This window comes from Roseicyclus sp. (genome assembly GCF_018402035.1).
In the GTDB taxonomy this organism is placed as follows: Bacteria; Pseudomonadota; Alphaproteobacteria; order Rhodobacterales; family Rhodobacteraceae; genus Roseicyclus.
On record NZ_JAGYJN010000001.1, the window covers coordinates 784,298 to 810,081 of the forward strand.

The following is a 25,784-nucleotide window of genomic DNA, read 5'->3' on the forward strand; positions in this document are numbered from 1 at the left end:
TTGCGGGCATGTAGGCTCAAACAAGCACAGAATGAGACTCACGCTATCGACTTTGAACCTTGAAAAACTAAAACCATATACATCATGAAGGAGATGGTTTTATGGTCTACGACGCGACCATTGAGCTGCAATCGCCACTGAGCTTTATGACAGCTCCGCCAAATATAGACGATTTAAAAGGCACGAGATTCCGTGAGCCCAGAAATTCGCCCTATAAAGATGCACCTGCCTTCATGGCCTCGCTTTATTACTGGTGGTGGGCTTTCTTACGGCGCAACACCGCATACAAACGCACATGCCGCCAAAGTGGCAATGGAAGACTGGGGTGGCTTTATAATGATTTTGGGAATGTTTTTGGCAATGACTTCTTATCTTGGTGGCGAAGCCATCAATTGCTCTTTGCAGAACAGAATAAAGTAATGCCAGAAGAAGCAGGCATTGGCCTGAACTACTGGCTTGATCCTCGCAAACCCTTCAATCAGATCCACGAAGAGACTAAAGCGCTGCACTTACGCGCACATTCACTTTTAAAAAATAATGAATCTACGCGTGCTTCCTCAGCACGTTACCCAATCTATAAAAATGTCTCTTCACACACACTGCACAAAACACTGACACTCTGGGATCTGCACCTGTATTATCCCGATATGTCAAAATACGACTTAGGTGTAAAAGCGGGGCTTAAGCCTAATCTTATGCCTGAGACCAAATATGGTGAAAGGCGGACCAAACAGGCGATGCAGGTCAAAGCACACAATCACCGTGCGCGCACAAGCATTGCTAATCAGACCAGTCGATATCTACGCACAGCGCGGCAGTATATTGAGAATGTCGGCAAGGGTGAGTTTCCAAAATCTGTGGGCCGTTAAAACAAGTGCAAACAACCTTAGAGTGCATTTTATCCACAGGTTCGCTAATCAAACACTGTGTTTGCAACAGTACTGTTTGCCCATTTTGCTCAAACAGTACTGTTGGGTCACTTGTAAATAAATGCCATGTTAACATGCAGTGTTTGCCTACACATCAATAAGTAGAACATAGCACACCTTTAAGGTGTATTCCTCATAAAAACAGATGTTTAAGTGATAAATAACTGTGAGGCAGGTCCTCCTGCCCAACAGTTGAGGAATTTTAGATGTCACGACATATTTTAGAAACAGCGCGCCGCGAACTTATCTCTGCAGGACTTGTGCAGCATTCCACGGAGTTTTGCCGCGCTTGGCTTGGGAAAAGTGAATGTTACCTGCGAACTTTGCGCATTCAAAACATTGACCCAAGCGCAGACGCACTTTCAACCTTTGCGAGTAAATTACGCTATTATGCAGAACGTCTTGAGCAGACTGGAGAAAGCAACCATCTAGCCCTGGCACGCTTGCTAAGAAAACATCAAAAATTAAGCGAGGGCGCCCTAGACCAAAAAGCGCGTCATAAGTGGATGCAGCCCGAGAGGATGGGTCTATGACAGCGCTCGAAATGGGTCTTGCAGCTAAAAAATTTGCACTGCGGTTTTTTCTAGGGAAGTACTTATCAGTTCTGGGTGGTGATTTTGCGCCACCCCAGTATGTAAACCTAGGAGCTGCTCATGGATGATCGTGAAGAAATGCGCCGCCTCATTGACATGATCGAAAAGTCTGCAGGATCCAATACGATTGAGCAGGCAGTCGATGATCTAAAGACTTTTGCGAATACGGCCAGCTTCTTGGCAAACAAGCTCGATAGCAGGCTGAAGGCAGGCGAGGTGAAGAAGAAAAAGCCTGCAAAGTCTGGCAAGGGGATAGGGCTATCGAAACCAGCGCCACCTCCCATTCCAAAGTCCCGTAACACACCTGAACCGCAGGACTCTGTGAGTGGTATGCCTCAAGCTACCAGCACCAGTATCTCACAAGCCGACTATGACAAGGTGAAGCCCATGCGCCCAATGGGAGCGTTGAGCGCAAACGAGAGTTGATTTGTTACGCACTTAAGTGTCTGTTTTTAAGCAAAAAATGTGTATTATTTGCATAAAGATCGTCAGTTTTAGACTTGCCCAATCAAGAAGACGACAGGCATAGCGAGAATGGTTTTCAGCACATATGCTGTTATTCATCGCCCGAAGGCTCATCTGATGGGTCATCGTTGTCAGCATCTACATCGTCTGAGCCTGTATTTGGATCCCGTTCTTCTGCGCTAACGGCTTCGTCCATGCTCACGGTATTCACCACAAGCTCAAAGGTATCGAGAATATCAGGATGGTTCTGTGTGAGGTAGTTTTTCACGGTTGGTGTGGAGATCAGTTTGCTTAAATACCCGCGCGCGACGACTAAATTAAGGAGGTCTGAGCCGTAATTGGCCTCTGCATCTTTGTACTTGGTTTGCACCTGGCTCATTTCTTTTTCCAGTTTAACAATCTTTTCTAACGGATCTCCTTGAGGAATGTCTGGTTTGGCGGGCGCCGTGTCTGTGCGCTGTTCTGGCGGTGTTGCTTTTAACAGGGCCTCTGCGTGGGGTCCTGTTATTTTATCTGCCGCGATCATCAACTCGACGGCCTCCACTTGGCGCGCAGCTTTCATTTTGCGCAGGAAACGTGTGACCTCTGGGTTGAACTGTTGGTCTTGTAAGAGCTCAACGGCCTGGGGGCACACACCATGCAACAAGTTCACACGAGTGTTAATGGCTGAGAGATTGACATTAAACGCGCGTGCTAAGCGCTCTTTGCTGACACCTTTGTCGATTGCGCGACGCAACATATAGTGCTCCTGCACCGTAGACAGTCTATTTATGCGATGGTTGTAGGTGTAGGTCTCAAAATCTTTGGCGATAAGACAAGGGGCCTGATCTTCGCCCAATTCCTTGAGTGCGAGCACGCGTAGGTTCCCATCGAGTAGGAGGAAGGTTTCGTTTTGGTCATCTGTTGGGATTATAGAAAGCGGCTCAATCAATCCAATTTCTTTGATGGAAGAGAGGATCTGTTTGAATTTGCGCGTGGTCATCACACCGTCAGGTACTTTCTTGCTTGGCATAAGATGTTCGATAGGGATTTGATGGGTTTCTAAATTAAATCCAAGCGTGAGATTGAGAGGCGCCTTTGGAAAGCCGAATGCGTCCTCCTCTGGCAGTTCAGTTGCTGCTCCCGGGAAAATTTCTTGAATAGACATTGGTTCGTTCATGATACACCTCCGTTCAGTGTGTTAAGTTCAATCCGTTCTGCGAGATATTGAGGCAGTGTTTCTAAACCTTCTGCACGCAGCAGCGTCACAAAATTTGTGTCTGTAAAAAGTGTTCTGAGGCCTTGCTCTACGAGCAGCAGTTTTTGCTGGGCATGTTCAGCCTTCAAAACCATCTTGTGCTGCCGCTCTACTTCGCGCTGGTATGTCTTCACGAGCGAATGCGCAGAGTTTGGTAGTTTGGGTCGATTGTTAGCCTTTGGACCTTGGTCACGGCGTTTGGCGAGAAGCTGTTTTGCTTCATAAAGTTGTGTGGTTTTAAGCTCACCCGATTGATACGCTTCTTCCAGCATGTCGCCTAAATCATCGTCATCGGTTTTGGCGCGTGCGATTTGGATGGCGGCACTCAGTGGAAGGGTGCCATGTTGAACGGCTTCAATTAAACGCTCTTCGCCCTTTTCCAGGAGAAACACGATGTCGCGCACATATTTTTGCGACAAGCCCGTCTTTGCAACAATGTCGTCGATGCCAGTGTTTCTTGTAAGCAGCAGTTCAATGTCTGCGAGGATCTCCAGTGGTCGGTGCCCCTTGCGCGCAATGTTTTCTGCTAAGCTCATGATGAATGCATCTTCATCTGAGACATCCACAATCAGCGCTGGAATATGAGTTTCTCCTAATATGCGAAACGCATTTAGACGCCCTTCACCGCACACAAGCAGATACTTGGGTTCACTGTCTAAACCCTCACGCTCGGTGACTGTAATTGGTTTTTTAAGACCAATATCTTGGATGTTTTCGACAATCTCTTCAAAGACTTTGGCATTGCGGTCTCGGGAATTCAGGACCTCAATGCGCTCTATTGGAATGAGCGTCACCCGCTCTGGTGTGTCAGTGTTCATAGCAACTCCTATTGGAAATTTGGGTTAGGACATTTTGTGTATGATGATTTCGCTTCATGACGCCTGCCTCCAGATGTTGACCCGGCAGGCCATGCGATAGAAAAACTGCAGATCATCAAATCGAAAAGCTTCGAATTGAGTGGCGCTTCGTGCATCAATGGCGAGGTGGCTTCTCGGCAAATCCAACCAAGGCAACAGGTAATAATCGAGCGCGCCTTCATTGTAGTGATCTAGCCGCACCACCAGTGAGAGATCAGCCTTGAAGCGCTCAGGATCAAAGCGCACACGCCAACGAAACCTTCCGTCGCCTGATGTTTGGCACCGTGACAGGACCAAACTGACTGCAAGCTCGTTGTTGATATTCAAAAGCCCTGTGTCTGGCGCCTGCGTGACAGCCCCGCCTATGGTGTTAATCTGCGCAAGCGTGTCTTGCACTATCTCAGGATACATTGCCCGAAGGCGCGCATTTATTTCGGCGCGTTCGTGATCAAAATTCGTCTGATAGCCAATTAAAGCATAGGCCCGTCTTAAAGATCCAAAGCGCGTGCGGTACACATTTGCCGAAGGTAGCGCGTCGCTTTGATCAATAAGCACACCACTAATTTGACCATGATCCGCATAAAGACGTCGCAAGTGCTCCAATAGTTCTTCATCCGACATTTTGGCTGAGCGTGCGGTGATGATCTCTTGGGCCGTCATAAACATTTCGATAGGGACGATTGCTTCAAAGGCGCCTTCTTTGCGGATCCACATTTCTGGCGGGTTGTCCACGTGATGTCTTTTAAGTTTGAAACTTCGTCGATTGAAAACATTGTTGCCGATGTATTTTTCATTTGTGAGAACTGTCCGCACAGATGTTGTCGTCCAGGGACGCTCCAGATCTGTCGCGATCCCATGTTCATTCAGACGATCGGCGATTTCTCGAAAGCTCATGTCTTCGTCAATAAGCCAGCAAAACATGCGATTGACCCAAGCAATTTCTTCCTCGGGTCCCGGCATGAGGATTACGCGATCTGTTTGAAGGCTCTTGTGCTCTCCAGCCTTTAATTCGCCTTTGACCTCCCCGCGTTCATTAACCAAAACACGGCGCAATCCAAACCCAGCAGGCCCGCCTTGTCGAAACCCCAATTCAATCAGGCGACATTGACCGGCGAAAACTTTTGCAGACAGCTCCCGACTGTACTCACCAGCCATGGCGCGTTTGACGCCTTTGACGATTGTGGAAACTGGGGAGCCGTCATTTTCAAACTGCTCTGCACAATAGGCCACCTGGATACCAGCGCGACGGCAGATATATTCATAATAGGCACTTTCATCGGCATCTTGAAACCGCCCCCAGCGACTGACGTCATAGACAAGAATGACGTTAAAATCTGCAATGCCTGTTTCTACATCCGAAATAAGCCGTTGAAGTGCAGCCCGCCCACCAATGCTCAAGCCACTTTTGCCCTCGTCGGCATAGGTTTTGATAATCTCAATTCCACGCTTGTCTGCGTATTCTTGGATTTTATCCGCTTGGTTTTGTGTGGAGTATTGCTGGTGCTCAGTGCTCATCCGTACGTATTGGGCAGCTTTGAAAGCACCTTTTATATGCTGGGCTTCAGTATTCATGGCCCAGCAGAATTGTTAAAACACGTGCCGTGATATTTGGATCACTCGGATCTAATGAATGCATTTGAAAATCGAGATCGTAATACTCGATTTTCCAAAAGATGGTTTCGCCGCAAAATTCAAAGCTGCCGAAATCATGCTCACCATAAGGGTCATTGCGCTCTGTGAAAGCATCATAAGCTTGCACACGCGCGACAATGGCCTGCGTTTGATAAAGTGCCTGAACTCCCGGTGTCATGTAAACGCGACACCCTGAGAAAGACTTGCGCGCCGCATCATTAAGCGCTGCTATTTTTGTTGGATCATGTGCCGTCAGCATGTTGCGCCTCCGACGGATCTTTTCTGCGTTGTGCTAGTGTAGAGAGTGCGGTGTCTAACTCGCCTCCCTCAACGGCTTTGGCGAATAGATCTAGCACCGCAGCAACGTCATCTAGGCTATGAACAATGACAGCGTTGTTATCTGCATCAAGCGGGACAACGCGTGCGCCATATTTGAGTTGGACAACCCAGCCTTGCCCATCTTGAAAAAACCAAGGGCGCACAGCGTGTGTTTTCTCTACGCGCTGCCGGTTACCATTTGTATCCCGTGCCCAGCCTGGCTTTGTAACCCTATGCTCTTGCCCTTTTTGTGCGGCTGCTAAAACAAGTTTTTGCTGCTCAAGTGCTGTTAGGGTTTTACTACGCCGTTCTTCAACAGGATCCCGATTGGGCTGCGTGCGTCGATAGGACGTCAATGTAAGTTTAGACAGTGGTGCCATGATGCGCTCCTTATGTGTTTACATAAAAAGCGTATGGTCAGACGTGCACTTGGACGACCGAAAAGATCTCAATGAATTGAAAAGGCTAGGAAATTTGGGAAGCGATTATTTAGCGAGTTGCAATTGATCAGCACTGACCTGCATACGTGTTTTTTGTCCCATGAAATCCATAAGGACCCAAATACGCTGCTCAGGATCAATTGTATCCACCGTTGCAATGAAATTGGCAAAAGGTCCGGTGAGCATTTCTACACTGTCTCCCTCGTTCAGACTTTTGGGTGGGAGCAATGCACCAGATGCATCGCATCTGAGCATAAGACCAGAAATCAGCTGTAGAGGAAGCGGCTTTGGTTTGCCCTCAAAGCTCACAAGCTTTGATACCCCAATCGTGCTATTTATCGAGCGCCAAGGGGCCAATTCAGAGTTTATGCTGACAAACATGTATCCTGGGAAAAGAGGTTTTAGATCACTCACAAAGCGGGAGGCTTTTCTGCGGGTGATTTTCTGCATGGGTAAAAACGTTTCAAACCCTTGCCGTTGCAAGTTGCGCTCCGCCAGGCGATGGCTGTTTGGCTTGAACTGTATCAAATACCACTGATTCATTTTGACACCTATCGGACTTAACGCTCACTTTTGAACGAACATAACAGATTTGAAACATCTTGCAAACCTATCAATTGCCGTGCTGAAACTCCCTACCCTGGTCTAAATTGACGGTGACCCACGACCGTAGGAATGACATAAAGTATTGAAATTAAATACTTTGTTTACCCCCCCCGCAACCCTGCCGGGAGGAACGCACTTCGTCTCAACCTGATATTTTTTTGATTGTAGTCGGAGAAACTTTGGACTATTCGTCAAATCTGAACAGTCATGAACATCCTTGACCTACATTGCTGGAATCTAACACCTGAGCCTGCGCGCAACGCAAAGCTCGGTGCGGTAGCCGTTCTGGAGCGTCACTTTGGCTAGCCGACGCGAAGAACAGCAGGCGGAAATCCGTTTGAAGGTTATGCGGTTGATTTCACAAAACCCTGAAATGTCCACACGGCAGGTTGCGGATGAAGTTGGGATTTCAAACGGGTCCGCCTATTACGTTCTCACCGCGCTTGTTGAAAAAGGCTTTGTGAAGCTTGGAAATTTTAAGAAAAATCCGCGTAAGGGTCAGTATGCCCATTTGCTGACGCCGAAAGGGATCCGCGAGAAGTCTTTGCTGACCCACAGCTTCATTGAGCGAAAGCGCGAAGAGTTTGAGACTTTGAAGGCAGAAATCAAAGCCCTTGAAGAGGAGGCCGGCCTCGCAGGAGAGGCTATCCCCTCCCCGCGAAGAGACAAATCCACATGACTGACCTTAGCTGCTTCAAAGCCTACGACATTCGCGGTGAAATTGGCGTCAATATTGATGAGGGCGTCGCCTACCGCGTGGGTCGCGCCGTGGCCCAACATTTGGGCGCCACATCTGTTGTGATCGGATTTGATGCGCGCGAAACCAGCCCAGCCTTCGCGGCCGCCGCGTCACAAGGCGTGCGCGATGCTGGTTCGGATGTCGTTCATATTGGTATGGCTGGCACGGAGGAGATGTATTGGGCGGTGACTGAATTTGGCGCCTGCGCTGGCATTGAAGTAACCGCATCACACAATCCGATCCATTATAACGGCATGAAGATTGTCAAATCCCAGTCTCAGCCCCTTGAGGATTTGGGCGACTTTCAAGCCATCAAGGCGCTTGCAAGCTCTCAGGCGTGGTGTGATGTGACGGACGTTGGTCATGAGCTTGAGCGCTCAGATGCTGCGCGGCAGGCTTACGTGGGGCGCGTGTTAAGTTTTGTTGACCTCCCTGCCCTGCGGCCGCTCAAAATCGTTGTAAACTCTGGCAACGGCGCCGCGGGTCAAACCTTTGACGCCATTGCCAACCAGCTTTTGGCGCTTAGCGCACCGCTTGAGTTTGTGCGCGTGCACCACACAGCGGACGCCACGTTCCCAAATGGTATCCCCAATCCACTTCTGCCAAAAAATCACGCCGCGACGGCTGACGTGGTGAAGGCAGAGGAGGCTGACTTTGGCGTCGCTTTTGACGGCGATTTTGATCGCTGCTTTTTCTTTGATGAGACAGGTCAATTTGTTCCCGGCGAATATGTCGTGGGGCTCCTAGCATCCATTTTCTTAGAGAAAGAAGCCGGCGCCAAGATTGTCCACGACCCCAGAGTGATTTGGAACACCCAAGACATTGTCGCTCAAAAGGGCGGCATCGCCGTTCAGTCCAAAACGGGCCACGCCTTCATCAAGCAGACAATGCGCGCGCGCAGAGCGGTTTACGGCGGCGAGATGTCGGCGCACCATTATTTTCGCGACTTTGCTTATTGTGACAGCGGCATGATCCCGTGGCTTTTGATTGCTGAGCTCGTTTCCCGCTCGGGCCGCTCGCTGGGGGATTGGGTGAAAGATCGATATGCGGCCTTCCCAAGTTCGGGTGAAATCAACTTCACGGTGTCGGACGCGGGCAAGGCTATTGAGAATGTTTTGTCAGCCTACCGCGCTGATGCGCTCTCCTTAGATGAGACAGATGGCGTGAGCCTGGCCTTTGAGGATTGGCGCTTCAACCTGCGCCACTCGAACACGGAGCCGCTCGTGCGGTTGAATGTTGAGGGCAGGGGCAATGCGGACGCGCTTGCGGCACACGTGGGCGCGATCGCGGATTTGCTTGGCGGGACGCGTGCTTAGGGCGGCCGATAATGCAAGGTTACGGGTAGCTTGAAGTTTAAAATGCAGGTGATGGTGAGTGGCGTGGCAATTGACGAAAGGTACGCTTTACCGTACGTTAAGGCAAAAGGGGTACTGCCATGACAACAGTGAATGTAACAGAGGCGCGGGCCAATCTGTATAAATTGATTGATGATGCATCTGCGAGCCACGAGCCGGTGGTCATTACCGGTAAGCGTGGCAATGCAGTGCTACTGTCAGAAGACGATTGGAACGCGATCAACGAGACTTTGTATCTGCTCTCTGTGCCTGGCATGCGCGAGTCTATCATTGAAGGCATGCAGGAAAACCTCGATGAGACATCAGCAGAGTTAGAGTGGTGACTTGGACGCTTCGCTACACAAAGCAGGCCCAGAAAGATGCGAAAAAACTCGCCTCCTCTGGCCTCAAAGCCAAGGCGCAAACGCTTTTGGCGATACTCGAGAAAGACCCTTGGCAAAATCCGCCCCCCTTCGAAAAGCTCGTGGGCGATTTGAACGGGGCGTATTCAAGACGTATCAATATTCAACACCGTCTTGTCTATCAGGTTTTGGAAGCAGAAGAGGCCGTGAAAATATTACGGCTTTGGACGCATTATGGGTAACAACACATGACGCAGCTGCATCAGTCAAAGATTTTTGCAAACGGTTCAACGACACTGCCGAAGCCCGTGCGAGATGCGCTCGGCGTTAGGGCGGGTGATAGCGTTCGCTATGTTATTTCTGAGGATGGTGTGCAGGTGTTAAAAATGCCGCCGGAGAAATCTCAGGCGGATGATCTCACTTTGCGCGAGGCTCTGGACGCAGCCGAACATGTGATGGATAACAACCGCACGCTCCTGCGAGACCTGAATTGAATATCGATTGCCAAAATTTGGTTCAGCGGAAATCAAACAACACCAGCGCGTTATGCCTCCCCGACTGTTTAAGATTACGGGCAGGTGAGCGGGAGTTTTCCGACGCCGTTAAAAAGGGCGGCACTTAAGGTAAAAAGCTGCACCAAGGACGTTGTGCGCAAGACTTAACAAAAGTTGAAGATGACATTATTAAAAGTAACGCCGAGACCTGTTCGATCCTTGAAGAGGTTGATAAGCGCCGGGCAGGACACCGAGACCAGAGATTACAGTTGAGGCCAAAGAAAAAATGAAAAAAGCACTGATAACCGGCATCACTGGCCAGGATGGCTCTTACCTTGCGGAGTTCCTGCTTGAAAAGGGCTATGAAGTTCACGGGATCAAGCGCCGTGCTTCCTCGTTGAACACGCAGAGGGTGGATCACATTTACGAGGACCCACACGTAGCCAATGCGCGCTTCAAGCTGCACTACGGCGACTTGACTGACACGTCGAACCTTACACGGCTGATCCGCGACATTGAGCCAGATGAGATCTATAACTTGGGCGCGCAGTCCCACGTAGCGGTCTCTTTTGAGGCCCCTGAGTACACTGCTGATGTTGATGCCATTGGCACGCTGCGCATCCTCGAGGCAATTCGTTTCTTGGGCCTGGAGCAGAAGACCCGCTTCTATCAGGCCTCGACTTCCGAGCTGTTTGGCCTGGTGCAGGAGACACCGCAGCGCGAGACGACGCCGTTTTATCCCCGCTCACCTTACGCGGTGGCCAAAATGTACGCCTACTGGATCGCCGTGAATTACCGCGAGAGCTACGGGATGTATGCGTGCAACGGCATTCTGTTTAATCACGAGTCTCCGCGCCGTGGTGAAACTTTCGTGACACGTAAAATTACACGTGGGCTCTGCAATATTGCACTGGGCCTCGAGGACTGCCTTTACATGGGCAACATCGACAGCCTGCGCGACTGGGGCCACGCCAAGGACTACGTGCGCATGCAGTGGATGATGCTCCAGCAAGATGTCCCAGAGGATTTTGTCATTGCGACGGGTGTGCAGTACTCCGTCCGCGAATTTATCAAGTGGTCTGGCCGCGAGCTGGGCCTCACAATCGAGTTCAGCGGTGCCGGCGTTGAGGAAATTGGCACAGTCACCGCCATTGAGGGCGACCTGGCCCCCGCTCTCTCCGTAGGTGACGTCGTTATGCGGATCGATCCGCGGTACTTCCGGCCGGCAGAAGTTGAGACCTTGCTCGGTGACCCCACCAAGGCGAAAGTTAATCTTGGATGGGTGCCCGAGATTACCGCCCAGGAAATGTGCGCAGAGATGGTCGCGGAAGACCACAGGGCGGCGCGCCGCTCGAAACTTTTAAAAGAGCACGGGCTGGAACTTCCCGTCTCACTTGAGAACTAGGGCGACGACTTTGACTAAGTATTACATCGCAGGGCACCGCGGCATGGTGGGCGGCGCAATATTCCGGCAACTCCAGGCCGCTGGCGAGACAAATATCGTCACCCGCACCCACGCGGAACTGGATTTGACCAACCAGCTCGCCGTCCGGGACTTCATGCAGGCGGAGCGGCCCGACGTCGTGATCTTGGCCGCGGCAAAAGTTGGCGGCATCAACGCCAACAACACCTACCCCGCGGACTTTATTTACGAAAACCTGATGATTGAGTGCAATGTCATCCACGAGGCCTTCGGTGCCGGCGTCCAAAAGCTTCTCCAGTTGGGCTCGTCGTGCATCTACCCCAAGGCAGTACCGCAACCGATGCGCGAGGACGCCCTGCTAACTGGCACCCTTGAGCCGACCAATGAGCCCTACGCCGTTGCGAAAATTGCCGGCATCAAGCTCTGTGAGAGCTACAATAGGCAACACGGCGTGGACTACCGCTCGGTCATGCCGACTAATCTTTACGGGCCCGGAGATAACTTCCACCCAGACAACAGCCACGTGATGCCCGCCCTCATCCGCCGGTTCCACGAGGCGGCTCGGGATGGCCTCGCAGAAGTTGTCATCTGGGGGAGCGGCACCCCGCGGCGTGAGTTTTCGCACGTGGACGACATGGCCGCGGCCTCGCTCTTTGTGCTGAACCTGCCCAAGGACACATACGCAAAGAATACAGACCCGATGCTGAGCCACATTAACGTTGGCACTGGCGTGGATATTTCCATATTTGAGCTGGCCCAGCTTATTGCCAGGGTGACTGGGTTTACGGGAAAGATCAGCACTGACCCCACGAAACCTGACGGGACGATGCGCAAGCTTATGGACGTGGGGCGCCTGGCCCAAATGGGGTGGAGCGCGGGCATACAGCTCGAGCAGGGCCTGGCGGATACTTACGAGTGGTATCTCGCTAATATAGAGACAGTTCGAGCGTGAGGAAATAACTACGATGACAGAACTCATACATCCCGTCCTGCTCTGCGGCGGCTCCGGCACGCGGCTCTGGCCTCTATCTCGCAAGTCGCACCCGAAGCAGTTTGTGAAGCTTCTGGGCGAGGAGAGCCTCTTCCAGTCGTCGGCACGCCGACTCTCTGGCGCCGGCTTTGCCGCGCCATCTGTCGTGACTGGCTCTGATTTTCGCTTCATGGTGGTTGAGCAGCTTGCCGCCGTTGAGATTGCGCCACAAAATATTCTGATTGAGCCATCTGCGCGCAACACAGCCGCTGCAATCTGTGCCTCAGCTGTGGCACTTGATGCCCAAAATGGTAACAGCCTGATGCTCGTCGCCCCGTCGGACCACGTCATTCCCGACGCGGAACAGTTTAAGTCAACTGTTGAGGCGGCGGCAGAGACCGCTCTTGATGGGAAAATTGTAACCTTCGGCATTCGCCCCGACCGCGCCGAAACGGGCTACGGCTGGCTGGAGCTTACGGCGCAGCCCTCCGACGACTTCGCCCCCGTAGCGCAGCCACTGAAATCGTTTGTTGAAAAGCCCGACGCCGAAACTGCCGAGGCCCTATTGGGTAGCGGCATGCACTTATGGAATGCGGGTATTTTCCTCTTCTCGACATCAACCATTCTGAGTGCCTTTGCTGAGTTCGCACCGGAAACACTTTCTAAAGTGCGTGACGCATTTAGCGCCGCCGAGACTGATCTTGGTTTCACACGACTGGCTGCTGGGCCCTGGTCTGCCCTCGACGACATCTCAATCGACTACGCCGTCATGGAGCGCGCCCCAAACCTCTCCGTGATGCCCTACGACGGCTCATGGTCAGACTTGGGAGATTGGCAGGCCATTTGGCGTGAGGGAGAAGCTGACAGCGCCGGCGTAGTGATGAGCGGGCCGTCCACGGCCCTAGACTGTACGAACACCTTGCTGTATGCGACCAGTGAAACCCAACACCTTGTCGCAATGGGGCTCGAGGACATCATCGCAGTGTCGATGCCAGACGCCGTCCTCGTGGCGCACAAGGACCGCGCCCAAGACGTCAAGCTCGCCGTCGCAAATCTAAAGGCAAAGGGCGCGGCACAGGCGGAGACCCTGCCCCGCGACTACCGCCCCTGGGGCTGGTACGAAAGCATTGCGCTTGGGCCACGGTTTCAGGTGAAGCGGATAGTTGTAAATCCGGGCGCTGCGCTTTCACTTCAGTCCCACAACTACCGCTCCGAGCACTGGATTGTAGTCGCGGGCACCGCGAAGGTTACAATTGACGACGACGTCAAAACAGTGACCGAGGACCAATCGGTCTACATTCCCCTCGGCGCAGTGCACCGCATGGAAAACCCAGGCAAACTGCACCTCACTTTAATTGAAGTGCAAACGGGCAGCTACTTTGGTGAGGATGATATCATTAGGTACGATGACATCTACGCCCGCGGACAAGGTGCAAAGGGTTAATACATCTGATTGCTATGAGATCTGCTTCACAGGCATCGGAGCGTTTCAATATAGGTGATACAAACAGCCTAATTAAAACAACTATGGGATCTGACTTTCGGGTATCAGATATTAAGGTTGGATAGGATGTGTGTTTTCCAACAGCGCAACAAAGAAGAATTGAGACTTATTTTATGAAAATCGTTGTTGTAGGTCTAGGTTATGTAGGACTGTCGAATGCGGTGCTATTAGCTCAGCACAATGAAGTCATTGGCGTTGACATTTCGCAAGATCGCGTAGCTACTCTTAATGCACGGAAGTCACCAATAGTTGATGTGGAGCTTTCCAAATATCTGGCAAAAAAGGACTTAAACCTATCCGCGACCACGGATTTGAAAGGCTCGCTCCCTGGCGCTGATTATGTCATTGTGTCGACACCTACCAATTATGATGAAAAAACAAACTTTTTTGACACGTCCTCTGTTGAAAATGTGATTGCTCAGGTTGTTGATCTCGAACCTAGTGCCTGCGTGGTCGTGAAATCTACAATACCGGTTGGCTTTATCGAGAAAGTAAGAAAGCGTCTAAAAACGGATGGGGTGATCTTTTCGCCTGAATTTTTGCGTGAGGGCCAGGCGTTGTACGATAATTTATATCCTAGTCGTGTAATTGTAGGCGAGAAATCAGAGCGCGCAACTTTATTCGCCAATCTGCTCTTGGCCGGTGCAAAAAAATCTAATATAGATGTGTTGTTTACCGGTGCGTCCGAAGCCGAGGCAATTAAATTATTTGCCAATACCTATCTTGCAATGCGGGTCGCATTTTTTAATGAACTAGACAGTTACGCACTTGCCGGCAAAATGAATAGTCGCGAGATTATTGAAGGGGTATCGCTCGACCCACGTATTGGTAACCACTATAATAATCCTTCTTTTGGATATGGCGGGTATTGCTTGCCGAAAGATACTAAGCAGTTGCTAGCGAACTATGAGGCGGTACCTCAAAATATCATACGAGCGATAGTAGACGCAAATTCAACTCGCAAAGAATTCTTAGCAGATACGATTATCAGAACACAATCGAAGACCGTTGGAATCTACCGCCTTACTATGAAAAACGGGAGTGATAATTTCCGACAGAGTTCTGTTCAAGGTATAATCCGGCGGATTAAATCGAAAGGTATTGAAGTGATCATTTATGAACCAACACTAGATGATCCGTATTTTCTCAATTCACGCGTAGAACAAGATCTTGGGACGTTCATAGATAGCGTTGATCTTATTTTAGCAAACCGTCTTACGGCCGAGCTGATGACTGCATCCCAAAAAGTATTCACACGAGATTTGTTTCATACAAATTAAAATATGTTTGTACTATTGCTGGCCGTGGTACCAGCAATCTAACAGCAACCAAAGTGACGCTAAAGAGAAAGCTAAAATTGATTAAAACAATAATTCAACTTATGAATCTGTTTCTTCTTATGGATGAAAATTACATTAGAAAAGTTATTTTCATTTCCTCATTGAGTTCTGTAATGATGCTCCTCGAACTAGCAAGTTTGGGCTCTCTATACGCTTTTATAAATTCTGCCTTTGACCCTCAAGCCTTATTATTAGCACAACAGAATGTTAATATAATACTCAATCAAGATTTTAATGAAATTTTTATATTTTATACAATCTCAACAATATTGTGTGTTTTTGTTTCACTTTCTGCAATTGCCAAAATAGCTATACTAAACCAACAATTAAAATTTGCGCAAATTACTGGTGTGAACCTATCAAGCTTTCTTATAAACAGAATTTTTAATAATAAATTTTTGAAAATCAAGTCAACGAATTCAAATGAACTTGTTGCTCTCGTCACCACCAAAACGAACAGAATTGTGAACCAAGCCTTAAGTCCTTTATTACAAATGATTTCAGCTGCACTAATAATATTATCTGTGATTATCTTTTTAATCATTATAAATCCAATTTCGACAATTATGATTTTTGTCAGCCTAACAGCATTCTTTTATATAACAACAAAATTTACAAGGCCACGTTTACACCAAGCATCAATTGTCATGAACGCGAACCTAACGAAATCAATTGAGATTGCAAAAAATACGATTTCCAATATCAGAGAAATCATCTTGGAAGATAAAAAAGATGACGTCACAGAAGCTTTTTTTTCAAATGAAAAAGCATACAGATATCAGCAACGCCTTGTTCAATTATACGCTTTGGTTCCAAAGCATATCTTAGAAATGATTTTAATTCTATTAGCTGTAATATATCTTAGCATAAGCCATGATCCGCAAGATGGTATCCAAACCGACATAGGCTTCATAGCAATTTTGATTTACGCTGCGCAAAGGTCACTTCCATTGTTCCAACAGATTTACGCTGGCTTTACACAAATACAGTCAAATCAGCATATTATAAAAGATATGATCACTTACATACAAAACTGTGACAATATAAGTTATGGCTCAGACGCACTAGTATTCACAGAAACTATTACTTTTGAAAGTGTTGCGATCCAGCTCTCTGATCGATTTAAAATGAAAGAAATAAATCCCATAATTCACAAAGGAGATGTAATTGGTGTTATTGGTCCAACTGGGCATGGTAAAAGTACATTTATTGATTTGTTATGTGGCTTAATCCCCCCAGAAAAAGGACGTATTATCATTGATGGTGTGCCACTTACTGTAAAAAACATGAAAAATTGGCAGCATGGAATCGCGCTCGTTCCACAAGTCCCATATTTTGAAAAGCGCAAGCTAGGTGAAAACTTTTCAAGCAAGGGCCCTCATTCTAGTACCGAGCACATCCGTAAATCACTTGCATTAGCAGGGCTCACATCCATCTTTGATATCGAGCGTGATTATGATTTAGATATTGGTGAAAATGGCTCTCTTTTATCGGGCGGCCAACGACAAAGACTAGCAATAGCAAGAGCTATTCATAAAGAATCCGATTTGATTATCTTAGACGAAGCAACCTCTGCTCTGGATAGCATAACAGAGAAACAAGTCTTAACGGAAATTATTACCAATAAAAAACCACACGTTACAATTATCTTAATTACCCATAATCAACAAAACTTAAAATATTGCAATCGTGCGCTGAAAATCATGGATGGTGACATAGTTGAAATTGAGTTGTGAATATCAGGAATTTACTAACCTTTCTGCAAGTGTTATCTCCGGTCGAGGATTGGCCTCCAAGCAGCTAGCTCCAATAAAAGAATTAGACAAGTATGGATTTTTTCCAGGTAGCTTAAACCTAATAATAAATGAACCAACAAGATTTGAAGCAAACAAGTGTGCAATTGCAACCTTCGATGTGACTCATCGATATTTTTGGCAAGCAAGAATAGACGACATTGACGTATTTTTGTACAGATGGCGTGGGAGCCGCCTTCACACCGTGGAGATAATGGCGCCAGTCAATCTCAGAAGCCATTTCGGGTTGTACGATGGAGCTTCTGTTAAAATTGAAGTTTCGAAAAAGATTATCAGCCCAGTTCAAGTTCGTGACCGATTGCTTTACCAATTATTATGGTCAATGGGCCGACAGTCATGGCCCTATCAGAGTGAATTATACCAATCGTTCGTAAAATATCTTGAAGCAGCTGTAGGGACGCTACAAAGATGATACTAAATCCAGAGTGTTTATTGGTTTGCGGCAAGCCGAGAACCACTGATCTTGAACTAATCGCTAATATGAATACTTCTGTTCATAATAATGTATTATTTTGGTCTAATATTACGTCCAAGTCTGCTTTTGACAAGTTTGAACAACTGAATGTACTCTACAAATCAAATAATATTTACGACGATCCAGAATACACAATCGTACCACGGGAGGACAAGTATAAGGAATTTCTTACGTTTTTCCAATCAGAGTACTTCAGTGACGCGCTTCATGTATCTGATCGAGTATATCCACTCAACTTGAGTTATAATAACGCCTTAGCATGTGTATACGAAACATATACAAAAGTGGTGTGCTACTTAGAATATATTAAACCGAAAACGGTATTGTTAGATAATACACCACATGATTTGTACGCTCTGTGCATTTTTGCATATTGCAAATTGTCTAGCATTAAAGTCCAATTTATCAAAAGTGGGCAGCATATCGATGACTTTCTTACTTACCTTTGCTCAAATATATCTTTGGTAGATTATGATCAATGCTACTCACTATCATCGTGTGAAAACGTATCGGTCCAAATTATCAATAACTATAATGAACGTTTGGCTACCAACACACCAGATTATATGTACTCCAACGGCACTTACGTGCGCGAGAATATTGTAAAGAGAAAAATTCGTCAAAGCTTGCGTTTTTTGAAACTTAGAATATTTGCAAAATTTCTTGGGTCAAAATGGCCCTCTTTGTGGTCAAATAGAACTGAGTTTCAAAAGTTTCTAAACGATACCACACGCGAGAATATCTTCTATTTTCCATTACATTACCAACCGGAAGCAACTACTAAGCCCTTTGCTGGTATCTTCGCCAGTCAATTTATTGTTTTCAAAAGAATATTAGATAATCTGAGGGAAGGCGATTATATTGTCATCAAAGAACATCCGGCGATGTCTTTGTCGAACTTTTTAAATGTACGTAGATATCGAAGTCCGTTATACGAAAGATATGCCAGACATCCGCAAGTCAAATTCGCTCCGATATTTTATTCGAACGCAGAAATTTTGTTAAGATCTCAAAACGTTATATCTATAGCTGGCACAACCTTATTAGAGGCTTCAGGTGGTACACACATAATTACATCTTTAATTCCAAATAGATATGATGATCATCATCTTATTTCTGGCCTACCGTTGTACCAAAAGAATATTACCGACATTAGCGCTTATCAATCCGCTCAGTCTGAGCGCGATAAGGCATATCACAATAGCTTTACCCAATTTACGCCACCAGTGGCGCGCATAGACGTCGACGGTTGGCGTGAACGTGACAAAAAAGACCGAATGTGGCGGGTGTTGGCGCATCTTTTAGAACAAAGAATTTCTCAACACGATGGATTTTCCAATGTCTGAACTTCATGGCTTTGCTTTGTGGGACAGAGCGTCTCATCATTTTGATATGATGAGAGACTATCTCAACAACAGATTCGAGATACAGCACATATATAAAATTGAGTGGCCCATTGAATATGTGGCAACAAACTTCAATAGACTATACGGCAGAGATCTCCGGCTAAACGAGAGCCGTCACCTCCAAGTCGGGCAAGGTCCGTTTCATTACTTTATTGTTAAAGATAACCTCCCGAATTATCGATTTCATAAAAATGTTTCTGGTAAAGTAGAATTTGTTAATTGCAATATCATTGATGCTAAATACACTCTGCGTGACCGGACCGCTGACGAATTTAAATATTACGTACATTCTTCGAATAGTGTATCTGAATTTAATAAAGACGCAAAACTAATTTTAGGTAGTAACTTTATACTACCAAATTCAAAATCTTTACACATCATTGATAAAGCGTGTAATTTTCCGGGCGCTGATGGGTGGACATCTGTCGATGAGGCATTTGCATTTTGCTCTCAAATCCAGAAAATTGTACTTCTCCGTGGCGATAAGAACAATTTAGAAAATGAAACTGAAATTGATATATTATGCGAGGATCCATGGGTTGTTGCTGGCATACTTAATGCGAAGAAGATCTCTAGAGAAAATCATAAATATGACTTTTGCCTTCAGTTGAAAGACGGCCAAACCATCAAATTAGATATAAGATGCATATCGGATGACTATATTCCAAGCGTTTGGGCATCACATATATACAGAAATGCCATTGAAACATCGGGCTTGTCCATCATTGACACCCAAAACCAGTACTTTTTAAATCTATATCATGAGTTCCTTCATAAAACCGTTTCGAGGGACGAAAAATTAATCGAATTAATAGACCAGCGCAATAAGCTATTTTTCAAGCCGTTACCAAGTCAATCGACGCAGGAACTAGTTAGTGAACTTAGAGGATATCTAATAGATAGAAATTATTATGTAACACGACCAAAAGATGTTGATGTTGATTTTAATAGAAAGATATTAACAGAACTATTACCAGCAGTCACAATTGAAGCTTTAGATTTTAGGACAAGGGCAAGTCATAAACTGAAATTGGGACTATCGCAAATTATAAAAGATACCCTACGGGTCAGCATATTACAGCAATTTTGGCAACTATTCCGAGACACCAAACTTGGCCTAAAAATTAGAAAAATTAAGAATAGGTTTTTATAGGGTATGAAAAATATTGTTATCTATCCTTATTACGCAGATAATCCATACCAGAACATGATAGAGAGCAATATAGGTATAGATGATGTCAATTTTATAAATATCCAATTCAAAGACATAGCAAATATTATTTGCTATCTTATTGGGATAAAGCAAACGGATATAATTCACTTTCATTGGGTAAACAATGTTACTCAGACTAGAAATCCAATTGCATCAATCTTATTAACTTTTCTTTTCAGCATGGCGTTAATCTTTAACTATTTTTTTGTAAAAGCTATCGTTTGTTACACGATGCACAATCGGCGGTCACATTACAAGAAATTAGTTTTTTTAGACCGAATTTTTACCATATTCGTAGTATTCTTTAGTCAATACGTGATTGTACATGCCGAATTTCAGCGTAAATATGTGAATATAAAATTTCGCAAAAAGATGACCAATATCATAGTGATGAAACATGGAGTCTATGACCTGCCATGTTTGCAAACCTCAGAAAAAATTGTCAGCGCAGCTGATATACCTGTTTTTCTCTATTTTGGGCGGATCAGTGAGTATAAAAACTTGTTAGAGGTGGCAGGCATTATTGCACGTCAAAATTGTAAGCTGATTATACTAGGTAAATGTACCTCTGCCTCAATAACAACTGAACTTTCGACCCTTATGGATAAAAGCCCAAACCAAATCGAGTGGGAGAATAGAGAGTTTACCGAAGCTGACCTTATACTGAAATCACATAAAGCTGACTATATAGTGTTGCCTCAGCCGGAAGTGTTCACTTCTGGTAGCGCGATGTTGGCATTGAGTTTGGGTAAACCAATTTTAGCACACCAATCTGAGTTTTACACTGAGATATTTGGAAAATGTATAGTCCAGTACAATCAAGTAAAGTGCTTGGAGAGAATGGATACTTATCTAAGTGCACTCAACAAAACACGTGTTGATGATTTGAAATTACTGGAGGCTGAGTACAAGTGGTCACGAACGATTGTTCCGCTCAGGAACATCTACATGAATATACTTTGCTTGCAAGATTAAGAGAGTAAGTTGCGTATGAAGACATTAAGAATATACAGCGTTTTGCCGGCTCCATTGGAGTATCGTTATCATGAGTACCTCGCGGCAAAAGAGAATGGGATGCATTTTACATTATTTATTGGCGACGATGCGTCATCGATCAAAGCAACGAGGTCACGGTTTCAAAATGTATGGCAAGTGTATAACTGTCGAGTTTCCAAAATTTTGAGTTTTAAATATCAGAACCAGACTATTCCAAATTTTATATTTGGTTCGTATGATTTCTTTTTTATACAGGCGCACTTCAAATATATTGATTTTTGGATTATCTGTTTCATTAACTTGATATTAAGACGCAAATTGATAGTGCATGGCCAAGGTTTGTATAGATATAGGAAGCCTGGATTGCTTCGAATGTTAGCATATTTCATTGTCATCCGAAGTTGCTGTAAATATGTATGCTATAATGAATACTGTATGTTGGATTTGAAAGCCAAAATACCAAAAAAAATACGTCTGGATAAAGTTTTTTATGTGAATAATATAATAAGGGTTAAAAATCAGAATATACAGCTAAGACAAAATGTAGATATTCTATTCATCGGCAGACTAAGGGAGCAAACTCGAGCGAACGAATTCCTCAAAGTATTCAGTAGGTCAGATCAAACACGACAGTTTCACGTGATTGGAGACGGTCCACAGTTATTGGCTTTACAAGAACAATATGCATCAGATTCCCGGATTATTTTTTATGGAGGTTTAACGGATCATTTAGAAATCAATGCGATTGCTGAAAAATGTTCGTTTGGTGTTTATCCCGGCAACGCGGGGTTATCATTGGTGCATTATGCTGCTTTAGGATTAATTCCGATATTTCATAACAAATTGTGGGACCACATGGGCCCTGAGTGTGGTTACTTCCAAAACTATTTAGATGATGTGTCCTTTGATAAGGACAATTTAGAGTCGATATTACATAGAATAGAAGAGATTGAACGATCGGGGCGCACCTTGGAATTACGAAATAATATGTTGGAGCTTTATAACTCGATTACACTAGAAAGCTTTGGCGAAAAGTTTGGGTGTATGTTAAAGAAATGAAAATAGGTAAATATACCCTAATTTTATTACTTCTGACTTTCAGTCTGCTTACCAATGCCAAGATTGTCGCTCATTTTCGCATGGTTGACTTAGTAATTATTTTTTACATCGTAACTCACTCTCGTCATCTGTCCTTAAATCGTAAGGAGGTGGCGTTAATTTCTGCATTTTTAGTCGTCATCTCAGTGACATCATTTCTTAACTTTGATGGTAATCCACGCGTTCACGAGATTGTTTTCTATTATAAGTATCTCTTTTTTTTCCTCACATTGATTTTAATAAGGAATCTTACCAAAGCGCGGCGAACGTCGATCGATACGCCCATATGCATAAATAAAATATCGCCGATGTTATTTATTAGGTATTTAGGAGTTTATTATATTATATTTAATTTTCTTTTCTTCTTTAATAATTCTTTTCTCAGTGTGACTGGTGCTTCCAGAGTTTCCATTCCTTTTTCTTCTCTTGATGTGGGTACTTCAAATGCTCCAGCATACAGTATTATCTTATTTGCGATCGCTATCTACTTTGACAGGTATGGTAAATCCCAGCTTGATTCTATTATTTCTTTCGGTTTGATCATTTCCGCACTACTTGCAGGATCAAGATCGGGCGTGGTGATATTTGTCTTATATATCATATTTTACCGACGACCCGTATTTGATAAAAGAACTGTATCGGTGATTTTGATCTGCATAGTTGGAATAATTTTATATGGTGACAACATTAGTGGAGTATTTCTAGAATTAGTGTCTAGAACTTTTGAATTTAATTTGATGTCAGACACAAGTGCTCAAGATCGGTTATTCAAGCAATTTCTTGCGATAGAGATGACACTTGAAAAATCAGCAATGTTTTTTGGAATTGGCCATGAAAATACGTCAATCACTTGGTACGATGGAATGGTGGGTAACCTGTTGATAATTGGTGGCGCACCAGCAGTTCTCATTTTCTCGATGGTAATTTACGTGACCTGTAAATCGATTGACGATGGCCCCAAAATGTTCGTCATTCTATTTACTGCAGTGAGTTTAATATCAGAGTTCGTATTAACAAGTTATGTATGCGGTATTTTACTTCTGCTAACACTGTCTACCGAGGAAAATAATAATGCAGCTAAACCAATTTAAACTTCACCGGCCATTATTTTTTAGACTTAAACAGGGTGTTTGGCTTATTATATCGTTTTTATTTTTTACAACTTTTTTTCCATGGCCAAGCGAGATAAAAGTAATAATTTTGAGAGTTTTCGGAGCTCAGATAGGTCGTGGGGTGATCATACGTCCTAATGTTTATATAAAATTGCCCTGGAATTTAAGCATTGAAAGCGATGTTTGGATAGGCTACGGCGTCCATCTTGATAATGACGAGTTAATCACCATCGGCGGTGGGAGCTGTCTGAGCCAGTATACTAGGATTTTCACAGGATCCCACGACTTTAGAAGTACAGGGTTCGATTTCGTTGGTGAACAAGTTAAGATTGGGTCCAGGTGCTGGATCGCGGCTTGTTGCGTTGTTCTGCCTGGAGTGGTGATCGAAAGTGAAAATTTTTACAAGGCAGGTACCATTATCAAAAAAGGAGAGTTGAATGAAAATATCTCTCATCATGCTGACGAAGAATAGCAATTCTAATTTGCCGGCAACCTTAGCCTCACTGCACGATCAGACATATAAAAACTGGGAGCTGATCGTGCAGGATTGTTTGTCGGACGATGGAACAGCTGCATCATTTCTCAACGAAACCGATAAGAGAATTGAATTTATCTCCGAGAGAGATGAAGGATTATACGATGGCCTAAACAAGGCGATTAAGAGAGTTACGGGAGATATTGTGGGTGTCTTGCACTCCGATGATAAGCTGTACGATTGTAATACTTTGAAAACGGTAGCTAGTACTTTTGCTGATAATCTCACGGAAGTTGTTTATGGAAATGTGGAGTTTGTAAGACAGCTTGATGATCGTAATCCCGTTCGCATCTGGCGGGCGGGACACTATTCGCCCCAAAGGTTACGTTATGGTTGGATGCCACCGCACACATCTACTTTCATTAAAACGAGCCTCCTAGGTGAAGTCGGTGATTACCGTACCGATTATAAGATTGCAGGAGATTATGATTTTTTGGTCCGAGTTCTAAAATTGCCAAAACTCAAAATAAAATATATCAATCAGACTTTGTGTCGAATGAAATTGGGTGGTTTGAGTACAAAGAAATCGTTTGGACGCCTCACAAATGTTTTTCTCGAAGATTATCGTGTGGTTAAGGAAAATAAAATTGGTGGTTTGGGTACAGTAGTGTTTAAGAAGTTGAGGAAAATACACCAATCCACCCGATTTTTAACATTGTTCAGATGAATTGGGTAACAAAATATAATACCAAAACGCATTAGTGATTTTTTATAAAATTAACCTAATGGAACACTAAGGAAGTTATTAGTGCGTTTGAAACTTAAAAATCTGAGATTGGATTAATAAGACTATAATCGAGATAAGATTGTGGTCGCCTTAGCTCGATCACATAATAAATACTGCTAATATACAATTAGTGTGATTGAAAAACTATAGAAAAGGGAAATATCGTGTTCGATGGTCAAAAAATTCTACTAACAGGTGGCACTGGCTCGTTTGGCCACAAATTTGTTGAAATGGTTCTTAGCAAATATAAGCCAAATAAGATTATAATATTTTCCCGAGATGAAATGAAACAATGGGAAATGGCAAAGCTTTATCAAGGCGATTCCCGAGTAAGGTTTTTTATTGGTGATGTTCGAGATCGCGACCGTCTGTATCGTGCTTTTGATGGTGTTGATTATGTAGTTCATGCGGCTGCAACAAAAATTGTCCCGACAGCTGAATATAACCCATTTGAATGTGTTAAAACAAACGTTAATGGTGCTATGAACGTCATTGACGCCGCGATTGACAAGGGCGTCAAAGGCGTTGTTGCTCTGTCCACTGACAAGGCCAGTAGCCCAATCAACCTGTATGGTGCAACTAAGCTAACATCAGATAAACTATTTGTTGCAGCAAATGCCTATTCGAGTGAACATGGAACTAAATTTTCGGTTGTTCGATATGGGAATGTAATGGGATCCCGTGGCTCGGTTATTCCATTTTTTGAATCAATGAAGCACAAAGGTGTTTTGCCGATTACCGATGAACGCATGACACGTTTTATGATTACACTGGACCAAGGTGTAGAATTGGTTTGGCACGCGTTTGACGATATGGTTGGCGGAGAAATTTATGTAAAGAAAATCCCCTCTATGTCTGTGGTCGATTTGGCTCGTGCTTTGGCACCTGAATGTAAATTGGAATTTGTTGGCATTCGTCCAGGCGAGAAACTGCATGAGCAGATGATCGGAGAAGAGGATTCGCATTACACATTCGAATACCCCAAGCATTACAAGATTTTGCCCGTCATCAATGAGTGGTCGACATCGCCTGAGCGTATCAAGGATGGCGTCAAAGTTGCCGAAGGTTTTGTGTATCGCAGCGATAATAATACGGAATGGATGTCTGCGGGTGAATTGATGGAATGGGTCAACAGCAACCGTGACTATATAGGTAAGATTTAGCC

29 protein-coding genes are annotated in these 25,784 nt (G+C 45.1%); 23 read left to right on the forward strand and 6 right to left on the reverse strand.

Translation table 11 applies throughout. The features are described 5' to 3' along the window. Positions 1–101 precede the first annotated feature (101 nt). The 4 genes from KG698_RS03800 to KG698_RS03810 all read left to right on the forward strand — a co-directional run bounded on the left by KG698_RS03800 (position 102) and on the right by KG698_RS03810 (position 1,948). A complete protein-coding gene (locus tag KG698_RS03800) occupies positions 102–869 on the forward strand; it encodes a hypothetical protein (RefSeq protein ID WP_213684199.1) in 768 nt (255 codons plus the stop codon). 266 nt (positions 870–1,135) lie between these two features. Continuing rightward, the gene (locus KG698_RS03805) at positions 1,136–1,462 is read left to right on the forward strand and encodes a DUF6626 family protein (protein WP_044050417.1); all 327 of its coding nucleotides are present in this window, start codon (positions 1,136–1,138) and stop codon (positions 1,460–1,462) included. Next, positions 1,459–1,590 (forward strand): hypothetical protein, encoded by a 132-nt coding sequence (locus tag KG698_RS15410; protein ID WP_300982849.1) that lies wholly within the window; start codon positions 1,459–1,461, stop codon positions 1,588–1,590. The genes KG698_RS03805 and KG698_RS15410 overlap by 4 nt, the downstream gene beginning before the upstream one ends. Beyond that, positions 1,583–1,948: a hypothetical protein gene (locus tag KG698_RS03810; RefSeq protein WP_213684200.1), complete on the forward strand. Its 366-nt coding sequence runs from the start codon at positions 1,583–1,585 to the stop codon at positions 1,946–1,948. Before KG698_RS15410 ends, KG698_RS03810 begins: the two co-directional genes overlap by 8 nt. Before the next feature lie 130 nt (positions 1,949–2,078). Here KG698_RS03810 and KG698_RS03815 read toward each other — a convergent pair whose 3' ends face one another. From KG698_RS03815 to KG698_RS03840, 6 genes are all read right to left on the reverse strand, one after another. Beyond that, positions 2,079–3,146 carry a plasmid partitioning protein RepB C-terminal domain-containing protein gene (locus tag KG698_RS03815; RefSeq protein WP_213684201.1) on the reverse strand — a complete coding sequence of 356 codons (1,068 nt, stop codon included), beginning with the start codon at positions 3,144–3,146 and terminating at the stop codon, positions 2,079–2,081. Beyond that, the gene (locus KG698_RS03820; protein WP_213684202.1) at positions 3,143–4,042 is read right to left on the reverse strand and encodes a ParB N-terminal domain-containing protein; all 900 of its coding nucleotides are present in this window, start codon (positions 4,040–4,042) and stop codon (positions 3,143–3,145) included. Before KG698_RS03820 ends, KG698_RS03815 begins: the two co-directional genes overlap by 4 nt. Before the next feature lie 54 nt (positions 4,043–4,096). Further along, positions 4,097–5,653, reverse strand: coding sequence for a recombinase family protein (locus tag KG698_RS03825; RefSeq protein ID WP_300982850.1), 1,557 nt, complete (start codon positions 5,651–5,653; stop codon positions 4,097–4,099). After that, complete coding sequence (locus KG698_RS03830; RefSeq protein ID WP_213684203.1) at positions 5,643–5,972, reverse strand: DUF3768 domain-containing protein; 330 nt, start codon at positions 5,970–5,972, stop codon at positions 5,643–5,645. Before KG698_RS03830 ends, KG698_RS03825 begins: the two co-directional genes overlap by 11 nt. Beyond that, complete coding sequence (locus KG698_RS03835) at positions 5,956–6,411, reverse strand: hypothetical protein (RefSeq protein ID WP_213684204.1); 456 nt, start codon at positions 6,409–6,411, stop codon at positions 5,956–5,958. Before KG698_RS03835 ends, KG698_RS03830 begins: the two co-directional genes overlap by 17 nt. 105 nt (positions 6,412–6,516) lie before the next feature. Beyond that, complete coding sequence (locus tag KG698_RS03840; RefSeq protein WP_213684205.1) at positions 6,517–7,014, reverse strand: transcription termination/antitermination protein NusG; 498 nt, start codon at positions 7,012–7,014, stop codon at positions 6,517–6,519. Positions 7,015–7,375: 361 nt separating this feature from the next. Between KG698_RS03840 and KG698_RS03845 the strand changes: the two genes are divergently transcribed. The 19 genes from KG698_RS03845 (at position 7,376) to pseB (ending at position 25,782) form a co-directional block, all read left to right on the forward strand. After that, entirely contained in the window at positions 7,376–7,756 is a 381-nt protein-coding gene (locus KG698_RS03845) for a MarR family EPS-associated transcriptional regulator (RefSeq protein WP_213684206.1), read from the forward strand. Further along, a complete protein-coding gene (locus KG698_RS03850; protein ID WP_213684207.1) occupies positions 7,753–9,132 on the forward strand; it encodes a phosphomannomutase in 1,380 nt (459 codons plus the stop codon). The genes KG698_RS03845 and KG698_RS03850 overlap by 4 nt, the downstream gene beginning before the upstream one ends. Positions 9,133–9,251: 119 nt before the next feature. Then, positions 9,252–9,494 carry a type II toxin-antitoxin system Phd/YefM family antitoxin gene (locus KG698_RS03855; RefSeq protein ID WP_213684208.1) on the forward strand — a complete coding sequence of 81 codons (243 nt, stop codon included), beginning with the start codon at positions 9,252–9,254 and terminating at the stop codon, positions 9,492–9,494. After that, positions 9,488–9,754 carry a Txe/YoeB family addiction module toxin gene (locus KG698_RS03860; protein ID WP_213684209.1) on the forward strand — a complete coding sequence of 89 codons (267 nt, stop codon included), beginning with the start codon at positions 9,488–9,490 and terminating at the stop codon, positions 9,752–9,754. Before KG698_RS03855 ends, KG698_RS03860 begins: the two co-directional genes overlap by 7 nt. A gap of 6 nt (positions 9,755–9,760) precedes the next feature. Then, positions 9,761–10,006 (forward strand): type II toxin-antitoxin system PrlF family antitoxin, encoded by a 246-nt coding sequence (locus tag KG698_RS03865; RefSeq protein WP_213684210.1) that lies wholly within the window; start codon positions 9,761–9,763, stop codon positions 10,004–10,006. Between the two features lie 286 nt (positions 10,007–10,292). Continuing rightward, a complete protein-coding gene (gene gmd, locus KG698_RS03870; RefSeq protein WP_213684211.1) occupies positions 10,293–11,411 on the forward strand; it encodes a GDP-mannose 4,6-dehydratase in 1,119 nt (372 codons plus the stop codon). A 10-nt stretch (positions 11,412–11,421) separates the two neighbouring features. Further along, complete coding sequence (locus KG698_RS03875; protein WP_213684212.1) at positions 11,422–12,381, forward strand: GDP-L-fucose synthase; 960 nt, start codon at positions 11,422–11,424, stop codon at positions 12,379–12,381. A 13-nt stretch (positions 12,382–12,394) separates the two neighbouring features. Further along, complete coding sequence (locus KG698_RS03880; RefSeq protein WP_213684213.1) at positions 12,395–13,843, forward strand: mannose-1-phosphate guanylyltransferase/mannose-6-phosphate isomerase; 1,449 nt, start codon at positions 12,395–12,397, stop codon at positions 13,841–13,843. Positions 13,844–14,016: 173 nt separating this feature from the next. Beyond that, positions 14,017–15,183 (forward strand): nucleotide sugar dehydrogenase, encoded by a 1,167-nt coding sequence (locus KG698_RS03885; protein ID WP_213684214.1) that lies wholly within the window; start codon positions 14,017–14,019, stop codon positions 15,181–15,183. A gap of 101 nt (positions 15,184–15,284) precedes the next feature. Further along, positions 15,285–16,979 carry an ABC transporter ATP-binding protein gene (locus tag KG698_RS03890; RefSeq protein WP_213684215.1) on the forward strand — a complete coding sequence of 565 codons (1,695 nt, stop codon included), beginning with the start codon at positions 15,285–15,287 and terminating at the stop codon, positions 16,977–16,979. Beyond that, a complete protein-coding gene (locus KG698_RS03895) occupies positions 16,963–17,469 on the forward strand; it encodes a hypothetical protein (RefSeq protein WP_213684216.1) in 507 nt (168 codons plus the stop codon). The genes KG698_RS03890 and KG698_RS03895 overlap by 17 nt, the downstream gene beginning before the upstream one ends. Further along, positions 17,466–18,878, forward strand: a complete 1,413-nt coding sequence (locus KG698_RS03900) for a hypothetical protein (RefSeq protein ID WP_213684217.1) — start codon at positions 17,466–17,468, stop codon at positions 18,876–18,878. Before KG698_RS03895 ends, KG698_RS03900 begins: the two co-directional genes overlap by 4 nt. Beyond that, the gene (locus KG698_RS03905; protein WP_213684218.1) at positions 18,871–20,091 is read left to right on the forward strand and encodes a hypothetical protein; all 1,221 of its coding nucleotides are present in this window, start codon (positions 18,871–18,873) and stop codon (positions 20,089–20,091) included. Before KG698_RS03900 ends, KG698_RS03905 begins: the two co-directional genes overlap by 8 nt. Positions 20,092–20,094: 3 nt before the next feature. Continuing rightward, on the forward strand, positions 20,095–21,126 hold the full coding sequence (locus KG698_RS03910; protein ID WP_213684219.1) for a hypothetical protein: 1,032 nt from the start codon (positions 20,095–20,097) through the stop codon (positions 21,124–21,126). 456 nt (positions 21,127–21,582) lie between these two features. After that, positions 21,583–22,206 (forward strand): glycosyltransferase, encoded by a 624-nt coding sequence (locus tag KG698_RS03915; protein ID WP_213684220.1) that lies wholly within the window; start codon positions 21,583–21,585, stop codon positions 22,204–22,206. Then, positions 22,203–23,336, forward strand: coding sequence for a hypothetical protein (locus tag KG698_RS03920; protein ID WP_213684221.1), 1,134 nt, complete (start codon positions 22,203–22,205; stop codon positions 23,334–23,336). Before KG698_RS03915 ends, KG698_RS03920 begins: the two co-directional genes overlap by 4 nt. Continuing rightward, entirely contained in the window at positions 23,317–23,829 is a 513-nt protein-coding gene (locus KG698_RS03925) for a hypothetical protein (RefSeq protein WP_213684222.1), read from the forward strand. Before KG698_RS03920 ends, KG698_RS03925 begins: the two co-directional genes overlap by 20 nt. Further along, complete coding sequence (locus KG698_RS03930) at positions 23,795–24,559, forward strand: glycosyltransferase family 2 protein (RefSeq protein ID WP_213684223.1); 765 nt, start codon at positions 23,795–23,797, stop codon at positions 24,557–24,559. The genes KG698_RS03925 and KG698_RS03930 overlap by 35 nt, the downstream gene beginning before the upstream one ends. Before the next feature lie 224 nt (positions 24,560–24,783). After that, positions 24,784–25,782, forward strand: a complete 999-nt coding sequence (pseB, locus tag KG698_RS03935; protein WP_213684224.1) for a UDP-N-acetylglucosamine 4,6-dehydratase (inverting) — start codon at positions 24,784–24,786, stop codon at positions 25,780–25,782. Positions 25,783–25,784 lie beyond the last annotated feature (2 nt).